Genomic DNA, 17037 nt, shown 5'->3' with positions numbered 1-17037 from the left:
AAACACCTCCTCTTCGGGCTCATCCCACTCATTTACATCGGAAAACTGATTTTTTTGAGGAATCAATTTAGCCCCGAAAGTTTAATGTGTGCAGCGCAATATGTCAAAGAAGTTAGGGGCATTTTTCTCCTTATGACTCAATACCCAACTTTTTTAATAAGGAATCAAGCTCATCGAATTGGCTAAAACGGATACGCAACTCTCCGCCTTTGCCTTTGAACTTAAATTCGGCGCTTAAGCCTATTAAGTCGGCAATTTCTTGTGTAAGACGACGCATATCTGGATCAATGCTTGGGGGGGCGGAGCCAGAACTAGTCTTGGTTTTCTTGTCGCCAATTTGACCACCAGCGATAGCCAATGCGGCTGACATTCTCTCTGCCTCTCGTACCGACAGACCTTGGGCGGCAATTTTTTGAGCTAAAGCAACCTGGCTTGCCCCAGGCAATGGCAAGAGTGCGCGAGCATGTCCCATATCAATATCACCAGCCAAAAGCATTGCTTGGACTGGCTTTGCCAGTTGAGCCAAGCGCAAGAGATTAGTAACTGCACTTCTGGATTTGCCAACCGCTTTTGCTGCCTGCTCATGTGTAAAACCAAACTCTTCAATTAATCGAGCCAACCCTTGTGATTCTTCAAAAGGATTGAGATCTTCGCGCTGCATATTCTCAACCAAGGCCATAGCAGCTGCCGCTTGATCATCTGCACCAGAAACTAATACGGGCACCTCCTTGAGGCCGGCAATAGTGGCCGCGCGAAAACGACGTTCACCCGCAATAATTTCATACTTACCAGTTGAAACTAAACGAACTAGCAATGGTTGCATGACGCCTTGTTCACGAATACTTTCTGCTAGCTCTTGTAGGGCGCCGGCCTCCATTTTTTGACGCGGCTGATACTTGCCAGCCTGTAAAGCGCTTAACGGCAAACGGTTGATTTCTGCTGTTGAAGACGCCTCCGGCTTCTTCTCGCCCAACAAGGCCTCTAAACCTCTGCCCAACCCTTTTTTCTTAATTGCAACCATGATGTTTTCTTTAAAAATTTACATTTGCTCAATGCGCTCAATCATCTCTTCGCCAAACTCTAAATATGCTTTGGCTCCGCGTGATGATTTATCAAATGCCACCCCAGGAAGGCCGTAAGACGGCGCTTCTGCTAATCGAACATTGCGCGGAATAATCGTTTTAAACACCTTATCTCCAAAGTGCTCTAGTAGCTGGTCAGACACCTGTTGTTGGAGTGTCATACGTGCATCAAACATGACGCGCAACAAACCGATAATGACAAGGTCTGGTTTTAAATTTGCATGCACTTGTTTAATTGTGTTTACCAAATCAGATAAACCCTCCAACGCAAAATACTCACATTGCATTGGAACAATTACGCCATTAGCTGCACATAATCCATTTAGAGTTAATAACGATAAAGCTGGCGGGCAGTCGATTAATACAAAGTCATAATCATTGGCGACTTGTGCGAGAGCATCTTTCAAGCGTGATTCACGCGACTCTAAATCCACCAACTCAATTTCTGCTCCGGCTAAATCTCGATTAGCAGGAAGCACATCGTACCCAGCGCTGTCACATCGTTGCGCACACTCTTTCACAGAAGCATGGCCGATAAGGACTTCATAAACACTGTTCGCTAAGTCTCCTTTTTCAACTCCAGAGCCCATCGTTGCATTGCCTTGTGGATCCAAGTCCACAAGCAACACGCGCTGTTTTAGTCCAGCCAAACCCGCCGCCAAATTCACAGCTGTTGTGGTTTTGCCAACACCACCTTTTTGATTTGCGATACAGAATATTTTTGCCATAAGTGCTTTATGTTTTGCTTAATGGGGTAGGGATTGATTTTCTCACGGGGCTCAAGACCAACAAACGGCGCTCAACTGAAAGGTTTGGGATGAAAACGGATTCATCAGCCAACAAACGCCAGTCATCTTTACAAACATTAGCCATCTCTTCGTCGGCACGCTTGGACTTCATTGCAAATACAAGGCCGTCAGGCTTTAAGAGGGGTAAAGCTAGATTTAAAAAACGAGCTAGATGCGTAAAGGCCCGAGAAATTACCGCATCATATTGTCCTGGTTGTTGCATCGCAACATTTTCTACTCGATCACTGATCACTTGAATATTTTGCAGCCCAAGCTTCCCACGAATATGTTGCAGAAAAGCCGTTTTTTTGCGAACAGCCTCAATCAAGCTTAGCTGCCAGCTTGGCTGAACAATTGCAATGGGGATAGCAGGCAAGCCTCCACCCGAACCCAGGTCGGCAATTCTAGGAGACACACTCTGAACAAATTGTCTCATGACGGGCAAAACAGCAATAGAATCAATAAGATGAAGACGTATAGAATCCTTTTCACCTTCTATTGCGGTGAGGTTATGCACTTGATTCCAGCGGCCCATTTCTTGAAGAAACAGCTCTAAATCGACAATACTTTTATTGCTTAAATTCAGGCCTAGATCTTCAATCCCCAGTGCAAGCAAATCTTTAGTCATGCCGTCTCTTGGGTGCGCCCCAAACCTTTTTTAAGGTGCACCAAAAGCAGAGAAAGGGCTGCTGGAGTTACCCCGGAGATTCTGCCGGCTTGGCCCAATGTGGCCGGCTTATGCAGATTGAGCTTTTGCTGAACCTCCTTAGATAAGCCGAGCACTTGAGAGTAGTCCAAATCCTCAGAAAGAGGGAAGGTCTCATTATTTCCCTGACGCGCAATCTCTACTGCTTGTCTGTCAATGTAGCCCTGATATTTCACAGAAATCTCCACTTGGTCACTAATTTGGGCTGTAAGACCAAGGTCTTCATCCAAAACGCCTGGGGACCACAACCCGCCTCCAAGACCCGTAATGGCCTCATAAGTTACACCTGGGCGCCGCAATAATTCAGTTAAATTGCACTCGTGTGAGAGATCCTGCCCCAATAATTGAGCCACAAGAGGGGCAGCCTCATGCTTTGGGCCCACCCAAATCTCTTGCAAACGGGATGTTTCACGTGAAACAGCCTCTTGTTTTCTGCAAAATACTTCCCAGCGATGATCATCTACAAGGCCTAGTTCGCGACCGATGGCGGTTAAGCGCATATCTGCATTGTCTTCACGCAAACTTAAACGGTATTCAGCTCGGCTAGTAAACATCCGATAGGGCTCTTGAATGCCGCGGGTAATTAAATCATCCACCAGAACCCCAATATAAGACTCGCTACGCTTAGGCAACCACGGTTCTTTTCCTTGGGCCGCCAAACCAGCATTAATTCCGGCCAGCATTCCTTGAGCAGCAGCCTCTTCATATCCGGTGGTTCCGTTGATTTGACCAGCAAAATAAAGTCCACCAATCACTTTCGTCTCTAAACTTTGACGCAATTGGCGCGGGTCGAAGAAGTCATACTCAATGGCATAACCTGGTCGCACAATTACAGCCGACTCAAGACCACGAATGCTGCGCACCAAGTCCCACTGAACATCAAAAGGCAAGCTTGTTGAAATACCGTTAGGGTAAAACTCATTGGTAGTTAGGCCCTCCGGCTCAAGGAAGATCTGGTGGCTGTTTCGAGAAACAAAACGATGAATTTTGTCTTCAATAGAAGGGCAGTAGCGGGGGCCAACCCCCTCAATTACCCCGGTATACATGGGAGAGCGATCTAAACCACCTCGAATAATGTCGTGAGTCTTCTCATTGGTATGGGAAATCCAGCAGGGAACCTGCTTAGGATGCTGTTCAGGACGCCCCAAATAGGAAAAGACTGGGACTGGGTCTAAATCCCCAGGCTGCTCCAACATGCCCGAGAAATCAATGGTTCTGCCGTCAATTCTGGGTGGTGTACCTGTTTTAAGTCTGCTCTGTGGAAGCTTTAACTCTTTCAAACGAGTGGATAAAGAAGCTGCTGCGGGATCGCCTGCGCGTCCGCCAGCATAGCTATTCAAACCAACGTGGATCTTTCCATCCAAAAAGGTTCCAGCAGTCAAGACCACCTTTTTTGCCATGAACTCTAGGCCCATTTGAGTAACCACGCCCCGAACCTCATCTCCCTTGACCAGAAGATCATCAACTGAAGCTTGAAAGAGACTTAAGTTTGGCTGGTTTTCTAGGCGACGACGGATAGCTGCTTTGTATAGAACACGGTCACCCTGAGCGCGAGTAGCTCTTACGGCAGGGCCCTTGCTTGAGTTTAGGATGCGAAATTGGATTCCAGCCTCATCAGTAGCGGCAGCCATAACGCCGCCCATGGCATCAATCTCTTTAACTAAATGGCCTTTACCAATTCCACCAATGGAGGGATTACAGCTCATAGCGCCTAAATTTTCGATGCTATGGGTAATCAAGAGGGTGTCACAACCCATGCGTGCAGATGCGAGGGCGGCCTCAGTCCCGGCGTGACCGCCTCCAACAACAATGACATCAAAACTTTTGGAATAACGCATGATTTGCCTCAGATAGGGCGATGATCATAGCATTTTGTTTGTTTCACGTGAAACAAAACCTGAAAAAATCATTGAAAAACAACGGTGTGTTTTATAAGTATCTGATTTAATTAATGAAATAGGCGTTCCAAGCTGACTTAAGAATCAACACGGTAACAATAATTAAGAAGGCTTTTCTGACAAATCCGCTGCCATATTTAATTGCTAAGCGACTACCATACTGACTACCTGCAATGTTGGCAATCATCATTACAAACCCAAGAGTCCAGTTCATGTGGCCAAGACTTGCCAGCATCAGGATGGCCGCTAAATTTGTCGAGGCATTTACCAACTTAGTTGCAGCCGAAGCATGTAAAAAGTCAAAGTCAAAAAATCGCACAAAACCAAGCAATAAAAAACTTCCTGTTCCTGGACCAAAAAAACCATCGTAAAAACCAATTGTTAAACCAAGAACAACTCCTTTAAGTTGTTGAAGGGAACTGATTGCCTTTGGGGCGTGCGTCTCACCAAGCGAAGGCTGAAACCAGGTGTATAGCAACAGAAAAAGCAAAACAAAGGGCAATGCTTTGCGCAAAGGCTCAGCCGGAAAATTGCTCACAGCAGCTGCGCCGATGAGCGACCCTATAAAGGCAGCAACGACTGCTGGAGCAACAACCGCCCAAGGCAATGAAACATGACGCAAGTATCTGCGTGCCGCATTAAGCGTTCCCCCAATAGAGGCCAGTTTATTGGTAGCAAGCAGTGTTGCTGGTGGTGTATTGGGATAGACCGCGAAAAGTGCGGGCACTTGAATGAGTCCACCGCCCCCAGCAACAGCATCGACAAGGCCAGCGAAAAAGGCCATCGCGAAAAGCAACAGCCAAATGTAAATTGAAAATTCGATGGGAGTCTCTTTAAGTTAAATGGGTGCGGCACTTTTCAAGTTAGCGCCACACTAAGACCAAATAATAAAAGGAAATTACTTTTTGTTTTTGAAGTGCGCAGCAATTTCACCAACAACACCACGACGAAACGCTAAAACGCAAATCACAAAAATAAATCCGGTTGCGATTGTGCTCCAAGAGCCGATGTTGGCTAAGTAATTTTGCAAACCAACTACAATACCCGCACCAACCACTGGCCCCAAGATGGTTTCCATGCCACCAAGTAATGTCATCAACACTACTTCACCAGACATATGCCAATGAACGTCTGTCAAGGTTGCCAACTGGAACACCAAGGACTTCATCGATCCAGCTAAGCCAGATAAGGCAGCGGAGATAACAAAAGACATCAGCTTAAATCGATCAACGTCATATCCCAAGGAAATTGCGCGAGGCTCATTCTCTCGAATCGCTTTTAATACTTGCCCAAATGGAGAGTGAACGGCGCGCATGATTAATGCAAAACCAAAAATAAAGACGACCAATACAAAGTAATACATGGCAACATCATCTTTAAGATCAATCAAGCCAAACAATGTTCCGCGAGGCACGCCCTGAATTCCATCCTCACCACCGGTGTATGGAAGCTGGACAGCCAAGAAATACACCATTTGCGAGAGGGCCAATGTCACCATCGCAAAATAAATACCCTGACGACGAATAGCCAAGGAACCAATTAAGTAACCCAATGCGCCCGAACCAACAACACCCAGAAGAATGCCAAGTTCTGGCGAAAGGCCTTCTTCTTTACAAAAGTAGGCGGTAATGTAAGCGGCAGTTCCGAAGAATGCAGCGTGACCAAATGACAAAAGCCCAGTAAACCCTAAAAGCAGATTAAATGCGCATGCAAAAAGTGCAAAGCACAGCACCTTCATTGCAAACACCAAATAAATAAAATCTTGGAACGGCAAAAGCAGTGCAATTAATACCAAGATGCCATAAAGTAATTTTGTTTTTGGGTTCATGATTATTCTTCCCGCCCAAACAGCCCAGCAGGACGCAGCAATAACACAATGGCCATAATTACAAAAATCACCACTCCAGATGCCTCTGGATAAAAGACCTTAGTGAGACCCTCAATCAATCCCAATCCCAAACCAGTCAAAATCGCACCCATGATAGAACCCATACCACCAATCACCACCACAGCAAAAACAACAATAATCAAATTCGAACCCATCAGCGGGTTCACCTGGAAAATTGGTGCAGCCAAAACACCTGCAAATCCAGCTAGACCAACGCCGTATGCGTAAGCCAAGGAAATCATCAGCGGCACATTAATGCCGAAAGCCTGAAGGAGTTTTGGGTTCTCTGTACCAGCGCGCAAGTAAGCGCCCAACTTTGTTCTCTCAATTACATAACAAGTTGAAAAACAAACAGTCAATGAAATCGCCACAACCCATAAACGATAGATGGGCAAAATAATGCCAATAGACTCTAGAGGGATTGCGCCCTGAAGCATCTCTGGGGCTGGATAGCTTTCACCAGAAATTCCATACCAGTGGCGGAACATGCCCTCAATAATGAGCGCCAAACCAAAGGTTAATAACAGCCCATACAAGTGATCAAGATGATAAAGACGGCGCAGCATCGTGCGCTCAAGAATTAATCCAAATCCAGCCAAGACCAAAGGAACAATAATTAAAGCAAACCAATAATTCATTGATAGCTCTGGAAAACCAAGCCATTGGCTAATTTGCGTTAAGCCAATCCACGCAATAAATGCACCCATGGTGTACTGAGCACCATGGGCAAAATTAATGATATTGAGAAGGCCAAAAATAATGGCTAATCCCAAACTCAATATGGCATAAAACGAGCCATTAATAAGCCCCACCAAAAGCTGGGCAACCAGCCCTTGGGGGGTAATTCCGAGAAGTTCAAACATTCTTGATTTCTATTTGCTTACTTATTAACTAATTTGCACTTTGACTGTGAAAGCGGCAAAGTAGCTTCGGCGGCTGGGATCGTCGCGCGTACATAGTAGTAATCCCATGGGCTCTTAGAGTCAGATGGCTTTTTGACTTCTAACAAGTACATGTCATGTTCAAACTTACCGTCAGCACGAATCTTGCCTTTGAATAAACCATCATCAATATTGGTTGATTTGAGAACCTTCATCATAGCCTGTGTATCGTCAGTGCCGGCCTTTTGAACCGCATTTAAATAAGCCAGTACCGATGAGTACACGCCGGCCTGAACCATGGTTGGCATACGCTTATGCTGCAAGATGAAGCGCTTAGAGAATGCGCGAGTCTTTTCGTCCTTATCCCAGTAGAAGCCCTCGGTGAGGTACATGCCTTGTGCAGCATTTAGACCCAAAGAGTGAACATCGGAGATGAACATCAACAATGGAACGACGGTCTGCTTTTTGTTAATGCCAAACTCAGACGCTTGTTTTACGGTGTTGATAGTGTCTTGACCAGCGTTTGCTAAAGCCACAACATCGGCACCACTAGCTTGTGCCTTCAAGAGGTAGGAAGAGAAATCGCTATTAGGAAATGGATGCTTGCTGGTTCCCAGAACCTTACCGCCGTTTGCATTTACTACAGCGGTGGCATCTTTTTCAAGGGCCGCGCCAAAGGCATAATCAGCAGTAATAAAGTACCAATTCTTTTTACCCTGCTTTACTACTGCCTTACCGGTTCCGTTTGATAGGGCGTAAGTGTCATAAGCCCAGTGAACATTATTGGCAGTACATTTTTCATTAGCAATTGGGAGTGAACCAGCACCAGAAACAAGGGTGATCTTATTCTTTTGCTCAGCCACTTCCATTACAGCCAAAGCAACGTTGGTGGAAACCAACTCCACGATCACATCAACACCATCTTTGTCGTACCACTCACGAGCCTTGTTTGCTGCAATATCAGCTTTGTTTTGGTGGTCTGCACTAACCAACTCAATCTTCTTGCCAATAACAGTGCCGTCTCTAGAAAAATCAGCGATTGCCATTTTGGCAGCAATCACCGCACCAGGACCGGCCAAATCAGAATAGGTGGATGACAAATCAGTCAACACGCCAATCTTGACCACATCACCAGACACTTTAGCGTTAGATTGTGCAAAAACTGGATTTGAGGCGAACATTGTCGCGGCCTACCAGGCCTGCGGTTATTTGCTTTAACCTCATCTTATCTCCTAAATAGAACCACTAAACACCAAGATACTCATTTAATAAGGCCGCTTTTTGAGCAAGCTCGTTTTGTTGTACAACCTCAACTACATTGCCGTGCTCAACCACATAATGACGATCAGCCAAAGGTGCCGCAAAGCGAAAATTCTGCTCAACCAAAACAATGGTGAAGCCCTTGTTACGCAAACTAGTAACCACCTCCCCTAGTTTTTGCACAATCACAGGCGCCAACCCCTCGGTGATCTCATCCAAGAGTAATAGTTTTGCGCCCGTTCTCAAAATGCGCGCCATAGCAAGCATCTGCTGCTCACCACCTGAAAGACGGGTACCCGGGCTATTACGCCTTTCATACAGATTTGGAAACATTTCATAAATCTCATCCAGACCCATACCGCCGGGAGCAACTTCAGGCAATAACAATAAATTTTCTTCGGCGCTTAAACTGGCAAAAATTCCTCTCTTCTGGGCAAAAACCAACACCAAGACGAGCAATTTTGTAGGTAGGCGCAGCAATGGTTTCGGCCCCATAAATTTGAACGGAGCCGGTGCGCCTACTAGTTAAGCCCAAAATAGTTTTAAGGATGGTGCTTCGGCCAGCGCCATTTCGCCCCAACAGCGTGACCACTTCACCATCTCGAACAGCAAAATTCACACCATGAAGAATATGGGATTCACCATACCAAGATTCTAAATTTTTTACTTCGAGCGCCATTGTCATAGAGCATCACCCCCATGGCTACCCATATAAGCCTCAACCACCAGCGGATTGGTTGAAACTTCGTGATACGAGCCCTCGGCCAAGACAGATCCACGCTGTAGCACAGTGATCCTATCGGCAATTGAAGAAACCACCTTCATGTTGTGCTCAACCATCAAAATGGTGCGGCCTTTGGCCACACGATCAATTAACTCAGTAACTCGCTCAACATCCTCGTGACCCATACCTTGGGTGGGCTCATCCAAAAGCATTAACTCTGGCTCCATTGCCAGGGTTGTCGCAATTTCTAGGGCCCGTTTGCGTCCATAAGCCAAGTTGAGAGTTTCCTCGTTTGCAAAACTCTCAAGACCCACCTCGTAAAGAAGTTCTTCTGCACGCTCATTTACAACGCTTAAGGAGTTGCCTGATTTCCAAAAATGGAACTCCGTGCCCAAGCCTCGCTGCAACGCAACACGAACATTCTCTAAAACGGTGAGATGAGGAAAAACAGCTGAAATTTGGAATGAACGAATGACGCCACGACGCGCAATCTGAGCAGGCGCCTCCTTAGTAATGTCACAACCATTAAACAAGATTTGTCCACTACTGGGCTCTAAAAACTTAGTCAGCAAATTAAAGCAGGTCGTTTTCCCGGCTCCATTTGGACCAATCAAAGCATGAATAGTCCCTCTAGTGACGTCAAGATTAACGTCACTTACAGCTGAAAAACCCTTGAAGGATTTTCCCCAGTCCAATTGTTTTTAAAATTGTTTCTTGCAGGCTCATACCCTCTACCCCACACCGAGGCAAGATGTTGAGAATAACCTAAGACAGCATTGCTATATATATAGCGATAACCCTAAACCAAGCGGGTTTATATCTTATTGGGTTTGTGATGTTTTAATAAACTTCTGAATTGCTTCTCTAGCCGATTCATCTAAAACATCCAATGGCATTCTTTGGGAGCCTTGAACAATCATCAATGCATATGGTTTAGCAAGTGCAGCGGCTTGGGCGCACAAGCGCAACTCATCACCAGAGGATGGTGACTGGCTACGCCAATAATTGATGGCCGCTTCAAGTTCTTGAATTGTGATGTACAACATGGAACAGATTATTTGCCGTCTAGAGCCAGCATCGTGCCGCGACATTTTTTGGCGCCACAGCGACACTCATAGTCTTTTTTCATCTGCTTAGTGATCCTACCTTCGATGTCTAAGGAATAGTCATAAAACAACTCCTCACCAACCTTTAGGGCGCGCTTTGCATAAACAAAAACGCGCGGCTCTCCATTAATATTGTCTTCTCGGGTTTCACAGCTTGGTTTACAAGAATGATTGATCCAGCGGGCGGCGTTGCCTCCGTACTTGGCATCAATGACGCGGCCATCTTCGAGTGAAAAATAAAATGTATGGTTTGGGTCTTTAGGATCGTGTGGGTGACGCTTTTGCGCAAGCTTCCAACTAATGCGCTCCCCTTTGTATTCAATGATGGCTTGGCCCTTCTTAATTGGCTTAGCCACAAACACGCCCTTGCCATGAATTGGGGAAGACTTAACAATAATGGAGGATCGGTCTACTTTGGGTGGTTTGGTTTTTTTAGATGGCATATTAAACGTCTAGATTACGAGCAATGAGGGCGTTCTTCTCAATAAACGCGCGACGGGGTTCAACCTCATCCCCCATGAGCGTTGTAAATACTTGATCAGCCGCAATGGCATCTTCAATTTTTACTTGTAATAGTGTTCGTGAATCTGCATCCATTGTGGTCTCCCACAGTTGTGATGGATTCATCTCGCCAAGACCTTTGTAGCGCTGGCGACTAAGAACGCGTTCGGCCTCTGATAGCAGCCAAGAGAATGCTCCCCTGAAATCGCTAATGGTTTGCTCTTTTGGATTTTTGTCGGGATCGCCACGACGAACTTTAGTACCCGGCAACATCTTACCAGAAAGAACCGCAGCTGCATTTGCCAAACTTTGATAGTCGTCACCATGAACAAAATCGGAATTTATGGTCGACAACTTTAGATTGCCGTGAATACGGCGAGACAATAACAGACGGAAGCGCTCTGTGCGGTCTTCTTTTTGAACAATAATTTCTGGGGGTAAAGCCAGTGGGTTCAGAGAGTCTGCGAGCGCTTGTCTCAAGCGGTCGGCCGACTCATTTGCTGATTTTTCGGTATCCAAATTGAGCTGTGTGCCAGAAGCAATTGCGCGCAGGGCGTCCTCATCAATAGTGCGGGACAAGCGATCGACAATAGACTGAATCACTTGGTAGTGTTTTGCCAATTCATTTAATGAATCACTCTCAATAATCTCACCCGATGGTGTTTGCAAGGAGGCTGTTTCTAATGCGATTTTTAACAATAGCTGATTTAATTCCGCATCATCTTTTATGTATTGCTCGCTCTTGCCAAACTTCACTTTATAAAGCGGTGGCTGTGCAATATAAATATGGCCACGCTCAATCAATTCAGGCATCTGTCTATAAAAGAATGTAAGCAAGAGGGTGCGAATATGACTTCCATCAACGTCCGCGTCGGTCATAATGATGATGCGGTGATAGCGTAACTTGTCTGCCTTATATTCTTCGACACCAATACCAGTTCCAAGAACGGTAATTAAAGTCACCACCTCTTGACTGGCTAACATTTTGTCAAAACGCGCTTTTTCTACGTTAAGAATTTTTCCTTTTAAAGGAAGAATGGCTTGAAAGCGACGATCACGACCCTGCTTTGCAGAGCCGCCCGCAGAATCACCTTCCACAATAAATAATTCTGATTTCGAGGGATCTTTTTCTTGGCAATCAGCCAGCTTTCCTGGTAAACCAAGACCATCAAGCGCACCTTTTCGCCTTGTCATATCACGCGCTTTACGAGCAGCTTCGCGTGCACGAGCAGCATCTACGATTTTTCCACAAAGAATCTTGGCATCTGCTGGTCGCTCTTGAAGATAAGCGCTTAATGCCTCAGCAACAATTTCCTCAACGGGTCCACGAACCTCGCTAGATACAAGCTTATCTTTGGTTTGACTAGAAAATTTTGGTTCAGGAACCTTCACAGATAAAACACAGGCCAAGCCTTCGCGCATATCGTCGCCGGAAATCTCAACCTTTGCTTTTTTAGCAACTTCATTTTCATCAATATATTTATTGATGACGCGTGTCATTGCCGCACGCAAACCAGTTAAGTGAGTACCACCATCACGCTGAGGAATATTATTCGTAAAACAAAGTACTTGCTCACTGAAGCTATCGTTCCATTGCATTGATACTTCAGCGGTAATTTGACCACCCAAGTCTAATGGGCGAGTGCCTTCAGCATAAAAAATATTTGGATGTAAAACATTTTTGGTTTGGTTGATGTATTCAACAAAACCCCTTACACCACCCGAAAAAGCAAAATCCTCTTCTTGTCCAGTGCGCTGATCGATTAATTTGATATGAACGCCATTATTCAAAAATGAGAGTTCTCGAATACGCTTTACCAAAATCTCGTAGTGAAACTCTACATTTCCAAAGATCTCTTCATCTGCCAAAAAATGGACTTCAGTTCCTGATAACTCTGTATCACCAGTAACAGTGATCGGGGAAATCAACACACCATTTTCATCTACAACATTGCGGTTTTTGATGATGCCGCGCTCAAATTCCATGTAGTGGGCTTTACCATCACGACGAATCGTAAGTTTTAACCACTTAGAAAGTGCATTAACACAACTAACACCAACTCCATGAAGACCGCCAGAGACTTTGTAACTGTTTTGATCAAACTTGCCGCCAGCATGCAACTCCGTCATCACGATTTCAGCAGCACTTCTTTTTGGCTCATGTTTATCGTCGAATTTAATTCCGGTTGGAACACCGCGACCATTATCAACAATAGAAATGGAGTTATCAGTTTGAATAACTACCGTAATTTCAGAACAGTAGCCCGCTAAAGCCTCATCAATCGAGTTATCCAAAACCTCAAAGACAAGGTGATGTAAACCAGTACCATCAGAAGTGTCTCCGATGTACATACCTGGGCGTTTACGAACAGCTTCAAAACCCTCTAAGATTTGAATCGATGCGGCACCATACTGCTCAACTACTTTTTTTTCTTCAGTCATTTTTTTCTAAATTAAATGCGCATCGGCATTACAACGTACTTAAAGTTCTCTGAACCAGGTAAGGTAATCACCGCACTACTGTTAGCATCACCTAAGCTAATTTGAATATTTTCATTTTTTAAATTGGCTAAAACATCGAGCAGGTAACTCACATTAAAACCAATTTCTACGGCATCGCCACTATATTCAGTTTCGATCTCTTCTTGCGCCTCTTCTTGCTCAGCATTAGTTGATTGCACAGTAATGCGATTCGGCGATAAAGAAAAACGAACCCCTTTAAATTTATCGGTAGTCAAAATAGCAGCGCGCTGTAGGGCAGACTGAAGAACATCACGGCCAACAGTTAAGGAGTTTTTGTGACCTTTTGGAATTACTCGCTGAAAGTCTGGAAACTTACCTTCCACTAATTTTGAAATCAACTCAATATCACCAAAAGCAAACCTTACTTGGTTTGCAGTAAGACTAATCTCTAAAGCATCTTCTGAATCCTCAAGAAGGTGTTGACATTCAAGAATTGTTTTCCGAGGAATAATAATTTCCTGACGTTGACCCGAACCTGATGGTGCCTCTGTAAGCTCTACTTGAGAAAATGCCAAACGATGACCATCGGTAGCTACAGCAACAACATCTTTACCTTCAACCACCAACAACATGCCATTGAGGTAATAACGAATATCTTGCTGAGCCATAGAAAAGTGAACCTGACTGATCAACTGACGAAAGCTTTTTTGAGGCATCTTCCAGGCGGCAGTAACTTCACCTACACTTTGCATTACCGGAAACTCTGTTGCTGATAAGGTTTGTAAAGAAAAACGGCTCTTTCCGCTTTGCACAACCATCTTATTGTCTTTGAGGTTCAAGGAAACCGGACCCTCTGGTAGCGCACGCAAAATATCCAATAATTTCCTAGCTGCAACTGTTGTTGTTACATCCTCGGTACCAACCCCAAAGTTTGCATTTGTAGTGATTTGAATCTCAATGTCAGTTGAGATAAATGAAATTTTTTCACCAACCTTCTTAAATAAAAGGTTAGCCAGAATTGGAAGTGTGTGTCGACGTTCAACAATTCCACTTGCTACCTGTAGTGGTTTTAATAAATTGTCACGCGAGGTGTTAACAAGTTGCATTGCTTTTAAATCCTTGTACCTTGTTATTTGTTATATATCTTAGTAGTAATAGTAGTAAGGCTTCTTACTTCCGTGGATAACTCAAAAACCCCAAACAAAACAACATATTAAATACTTAAAAACTTGTGGAAAACTTCTGTATAAGGGTTGCATAAATATTGAATAACTATTTTTCAACACCCTATTTTTGCATGAAGAGTGATGTTTTCACAATTTATCCACACTTATTCCCCAAACTTATCCCTTGGGTTACTCACAACCTTATCCACAGGTAAAAAACTACGCTTTTAAGGTTTGTTCGATAACGTGGATTTCGTGGTTAAGTTGGCTATCATGGGACCGCTCATCTGCGATCTTTCGAACTGCGTGCAAAACGGTTGTATGATCCCTGCCCCCAAACAATTCACCAATCTCTGGAAGACTTTTTTGGGTTAATTCCTTGGCCATAAACATGGCAATTTGACGTGGTCGCGCAATATTGGCCGGTCGTTTTTTGGAATACATGTCCGCAACTTTAATACTGTAAAAATCAGCAACAGCTTTCTGAATATTTTCAACCGATATTTGGCGATTTTGAATCGAGAGCAAATCTTTTAGGGCGGTGCGGGCAACCTCAATAGTCACCTCTCGGCCGTGGAAACGAACAAAGGCTAAGATTTTCCGTAAAGCCCCCTCAAGCTCTCTAACGTTAGAGCGCAGGTGTTTGGCCACAAAAAACGCCACATCCTCACTCATGGGAATGCCTTCGCTTGCAGCCTTTTTCATCAAAATAGCCACCCGCATCTCCAGTTCTGGTGGCTCGATTGCCACCGTTAAGCCAGAGTCAAAGCGAGAAATGAGCCTGTCATCAATTCCAGCCATTTCTTTAGGATAGGTATCGCTGGTGATGATTACTTGGGACTTATTACTTAAAAGAGCCTCAAAAGCATAAAAGAACTCCTCTTGAGTTCTCGATTTACCACTAAAGAACTGAATATCGTCGATAAGTAATAAATCCAGAGAGTGGTAATAGCGTTTGAAGCGATCAAAAGCTTTTTGTTGATAGGCGCGGACAACATCCGATACATATTGTTCGGCATGGATATAGCGAATACGAGCATTTGGCTTCTCTTTTAGAAGATGATTACCAATTGCATGAATGAGGTGGGTTTTCCCCAGACCAACACCACCATACAAAAACATGGGGTTATAGGATGTGCCTGGGTTGTGTGCCACCTGAATGGAGGCTGCTCTAGCCAATTGATTGGCTTTGCCAGTTACAAAAGTTTCAAAAGTTAAATTGGGGTTCAGTTTTGAGTGATCCTCAATCTCAAATGATTCCTCAATGGTGATGTTTTGTGGTGCCTCTATTGGTTCTTCGGGCGCGGCAGGACCAACCTCTTTTGTTGTGGCGTCAACAGCATGAGTCGAAGAGCCCTCCACAGCGAGTACAAAATTAATATTAATAGGCGAGCCAAAGTACTCCGAGGCCATTTCTTGAAAGCGGTCTGCAAAAGTTTTTTTGATCCAATCGAGCTTAAATCGATTGGGCGCCCCGATGGTTAGCGAATGCTCACTATCGTCAAAAGATATGAATGTAAGGGGTTGTATCCAAGTTTTAAATTGTTGGGGCGATAGTTCGCGGGACAGTGCGCCGATTGCACCATCCCAAAAACCCAGAGGGCTAGTTGAATTCAAGGCGGGGGGGTTCTGTAAGTTGCTCATATTTTTGGAGGATCCATTGTAGCCATCCAGGAAAGTTATCCACAAGCCAAAAATTCGTGGAAAAACTGTGGATAACTTGTGAATAAAGCCAAAAAACCTATATAAATTAATGTTTTATTGAAAAATAGACCACAAATAGTGAAAAACACCTATTTAATTCTAGCCATGGATTGACCTTTTGCTTCGCAACAAGGAAAATAATAGGTTTTCCCAGCCCAGGATCTATCATGAAAAGAACATATCAACCATCAGTAACACGTCGCAAACGTACCCACGGATTTCGTATTCGCATGAAAACCAAAAGCGGTCGCGCTGTTTTAAATGCACGTCGTGCCAAGGGCCGCAAACGCTTAGCCGTTTAATTTAGCAGTTGAAGAGCGCAAGGATTTCTGAACTACTAAAGACGCGCCCCAAAACAAACTTGTATTGGGGTAAGTACTCTGTTGGCGCTCAAAAAACTGCTGAGCCCGACTTAGGGATTGCAGTGGCCAAAAAATTGGTTAGGCGAGCCGTTGACCGCAATCGTCTAAAACGGATGATTCGCGAATTGGTCTGGGCTGCACAAGCAACAACAGTCAATAATGATGTTGTGGTGAAGCTTAAAAAGCCCATTGGACGACAAACACGTGGCAGACTCAGAAGAAAAGAAAAAGAACACCTGCGCTCTCAAATTGCGGAGCTAATTTAAGGTGTGCGTTTTAAATAAAGTCGCAATTAAATTGGTAAAGCAGTATCAAATGCTTTTAAGTCCCTATTTGGGAACCCATTGCAAATATGTGCCTACTTGTTCACAGTACTCCTGTGAGTGTTTTGAGCACTATGGATTTCTTGAGGGTGCCGGTTTGACGTTGTGGAGAGTTTTGCGTTGTAATCCATGGTCACACGGCGGTTATGATCCTGCGGTAAAACAAACATCTCATTAATTTAAGT

General features: G+C 44.5%; 16 protein-coding genes and 2 pseudogenes. 3 read left to right on the top strand and 15 right to left on the bottom strand.

Translation table 11 applies throughout. The features are described from left to right. Window positions 1-130: 130 nt before the first annotated feature. From DXE33_RS07950 to dnaA, 15 genes and pseudogenes are all read right to left on the bottom strand, one after another. Window positions 131-1021: a ParB/RepB/Spo0J family partition protein gene (locus tag DXE33_RS07950; protein WP_114639405.1), complete on the bottom strand. Its 891-nt coding sequence runs from the start codon at window positions 1019-1021 to the stop codon at window positions 131-133. A gap of 18 nt (window positions 1022-1039) precedes the next feature. Further along, the gene (locus tag DXE33_RS07945; protein ID WP_114639404.1) at window positions 1040-1810 is read right to left on the bottom strand and encodes a ParA family protein; all 771 of its coding nucleotides are present in this window, start codon (window positions 1808-1810) and stop codon (window positions 1040-1042) included. Window positions 1811-1817: 7 nt separating this feature from the next. After that, window positions 1818-2498 carry a 16S rRNA (guanine(527)-N(7))-methyltransferase RsmG gene (gene rsmG, locus DXE33_RS07940; RefSeq protein ID WP_114639403.1) on the bottom strand — a complete coding sequence of 227 codons (681 nt, stop codon included), beginning with the start codon at window positions 2496-2498 and terminating at the stop codon, window positions 1818-1820. Continuing rightward, on the bottom strand, window positions 2495-4414 hold the full coding sequence (mnmG, locus tag DXE33_RS07935; protein WP_114639402.1) for a tRNA uridine-5-carboxymethylaminomethyl(34) synthesis enzyme MnmG: 1920 nt from the start codon (window positions 4412-4414) through the stop codon (window positions 2495-2497). The genes rsmG and mnmG overlap by 4 nt, the downstream gene beginning before the upstream one ends. Window positions 4415-4520: 106 nt before the next feature. After that, window positions 4521-5258, bottom strand: a complete 738-nt coding sequence (locus DXE33_RS07930; RefSeq protein ID WP_114639401.1) for a TSUP family transporter — start codon at window positions 5256-5258, stop codon at window positions 4521-4523. A gap of 114 nt (window positions 5259-5372) precedes the next feature. Next, entirely contained in the window at window positions 5373-6302 is a 930-nt protein-coding gene (locus tag DXE33_RS07925) for a branched-chain amino acid ABC transporter permease (protein WP_114639400.1), read from the bottom strand. Window positions 6303-6304: 2 nt separating this feature from the next. Continuing rightward, window positions 6305-7225: a branched-chain amino acid ABC transporter permease gene (locus tag DXE33_RS07920; RefSeq protein WP_114639399.1), complete on the bottom strand. Its 921-nt coding sequence runs from the start codon at window positions 7223-7225 to the stop codon at window positions 6305-6307. A gap of 17 nt (window positions 7226-7242) precedes the next feature. After that, on the bottom strand, window positions 7243-8424 hold the full coding sequence (locus DXE33_RS07915) for an ABC transporter substrate-binding protein (protein ID WP_174222304.1): 1182 nt from the start codon (window positions 8422-8424) through the stop codon (window positions 7243-7245). Between the two features lie 64 nt (window positions 8425-8488). Further along, window positions 8489-9188: pseudogene (locus DXE33_RS07910) on the bottom strand (ABC transporter ATP-binding protein). After that, window positions 9185-9953 (bottom strand): annotated as a pseudogene (locus DXE33_RS07905) (ABC transporter ATP-binding protein). Before DXE33_RS07905 ends, DXE33_RS07910 begins: the two co-directional pseudogenes overlap by 4 nt. Window positions 9954-10048: 95 nt before the next feature. Continuing rightward, complete coding sequence (locus tag DXE33_RS07900; RefSeq protein WP_114639397.1) at window positions 10049-10273, bottom strand: DUF3717 domain-containing protein; 225 nt, start codon at window positions 10271-10273, stop codon at window positions 10049-10051. A gap of 8 nt (window positions 10274-10281) precedes the next feature. Continuing rightward, window positions 10282-10776, bottom strand: coding sequence for an SET domain-containing protein (locus DXE33_RS07895; protein WP_114639396.1), 495 nt, complete (start codon window positions 10774-10776; stop codon window positions 10282-10284). Window position 10777: 1 nt separating this feature from the next. Further along, the gene (gene gyrB, locus DXE33_RS07890; RefSeq protein ID WP_114639395.1) at window positions 10778-13276 is read right to left on the bottom strand and encodes a DNA topoisomerase (ATP-hydrolyzing) subunit B; all 2499 of its coding nucleotides are present in this window, start codon (window positions 13274-13276) and stop codon (window positions 10778-10780) included. Window positions 13277-13287: 11 nt separating this feature from the next. Further along, entirely contained in the window at window positions 13288-14403 is a 1116-nt protein-coding gene (gene dnaN, locus DXE33_RS07885) for a DNA polymerase III subunit beta (RefSeq protein ID WP_114639394.1), read from the bottom strand. Window positions 14404-14682: 279 nt separating this feature from the next. Then, window positions 14683-16107: a chromosomal replication initiator protein DnaA gene (dnaA, locus tag DXE33_RS07880; protein WP_231970444.1), complete on the bottom strand. Its 1425-nt coding sequence runs from the start codon at window positions 16105-16107 to the stop codon at window positions 14683-14685. A 227-nt stretch (window positions 16108-16334) separates the two neighbouring features. Here dnaA and rpmH point away from each other — a divergent pair, with 227 nt between their 5' ends. From rpmH to yidD, 3 genes are read left to right on the top strand one after another with little or no spacing between them, the layout of a single operon-like run. Next, window positions 16335-16469, top strand: coding sequence for a 50S ribosomal protein L34 (gene rpmH, locus DXE33_RS07875; protein ID WP_011903922.1), 135 nt, complete (start codon window positions 16335-16337; stop codon window positions 16467-16469). An 8-nt stretch (window positions 16470-16477) separates the two neighbouring features. Further along, on the top strand, window positions 16478-16795 hold the full coding sequence (gene rnpA / locus DXE33_RS07870) for a ribonuclease P protein component (protein WP_114639393.1): 318 nt from the start codon (window positions 16478-16480) through the stop codon (window positions 16793-16795). A gap of 1 nt (window position 16796) precedes the next feature. Next, a complete protein-coding gene (gene yidD, locus DXE33_RS07865) occupies window positions 16797-17030 on the top strand; it encodes a membrane protein insertion efficiency factor YidD (protein ID WP_114639392.1) in 234 nt (77 codons plus the stop codon). The last annotated feature ends 7 nt before the right edge of the window (window positions 17031-17037 follow it).

The organism is Polynucleobacter necessarius, from assembly GCF_900096765.1.
GTDB lineage: Bacteria > Pseudomonadota > Gammaproteobacteria > Burkholderiales > Burkholderiaceae > Polynucleobacter > Polynucleobacter necessarius_F.
This window is presented reverse-complemented; position numbering and strand designations above follow the sequence as displayed.

Bases quoted from the DNA above. Each gene is read 5' to 3' on its own strand.
- DXE33_RS07950 (WP_114639405.1), bottom strand. From the start codon at position 1,021: ATGGTTGCAATTAAGAAAAAAGGGTTGGGCAGAGGTTTAGAGGCCTTG.
- DXE33_RS07945 (WP_114639404.1), bottom strand. From the start codon at position 1,810: ATGGCAAAAATATTCTGTATCGCAAATCAAAAAGGTGGTGTTGGCAAA.
- rsmG (WP_114639403.1), bottom strand. From the start codon at position 2,498: ATGACTAAAGATTTGCTTGCACTGGGGATTGAAGATCTAGGCCTGAAT.
- mnmG (WP_114639402.1), bottom strand. From the start codon at position 4,414: ATGCGTTATTCCAAAAGTTTTGATGTCATTGTTGTTGGAGGCGGTCAC.
- DXE33_RS07930 (WP_114639401.1), bottom strand. From the start codon at position 5,258: ATGGCCTTTTTCGCTGGCCTTGTCGATGCTGTTGCTGGGGGCGGTGGA.
- DXE33_RS07925 (WP_114639400.1), bottom strand. From the start codon at position 6,302: ATGAACCCAAAAACAAAATTACTTTATGGCATCTTGGTATTAATTGCA.
- DXE33_RS07920 (WP_114639399.1), bottom strand. From the start codon at position 7,225: ATGTTTGAACTTCTCGGAATTACCCCCCAAGGGCTGGTTGCCCAGCTT.
- DXE33_RS07915 (WP_174222304.1), bottom strand. From the start codon at position 8,424: ATGTTCGCCTCAAATCCAGTTTTTGCACAATCTAACGCTAAAGTGTCT.
- DXE33_RS07900 (WP_114639397.1), bottom strand. From the start codon at position 10,273: ATGTTGTACATCACAATTCAAGAACTTGAAGCGGCCATCAATTATTGG.
- DXE33_RS07895 (WP_114639396.1), bottom strand. From the start codon at position 10,776: ATGCCATCTAAAAAAACCAAACCACCCAAAGTAGACCGATCCTCCATT.
- gyrB (WP_114639395.1), bottom strand. From the start codon at position 13,276: ATGACTGAAGAAAAAAAAGTAGTTGAGCAGTATGGTGCCGCATCGATT.
- dnaN (WP_114639394.1), bottom strand. From the start codon at position 14,403: ATGCAACTTGTTAACACCTCGCGTGACAATTTATTAAAACCACTACAG.
- dnaA (WP_231970444.1), bottom strand. From the start codon at position 16,107: ATGAGCAACTTACAGAACCCCCCCGCCTTGAATTCAACTAGCCCTCTG.
- rpmH (WP_011903922.1), top strand. From the start codon at position 16,335: ATGAAAAGAACATATCAACCATCAGTAACACGTCGCAAACGTACCCAC.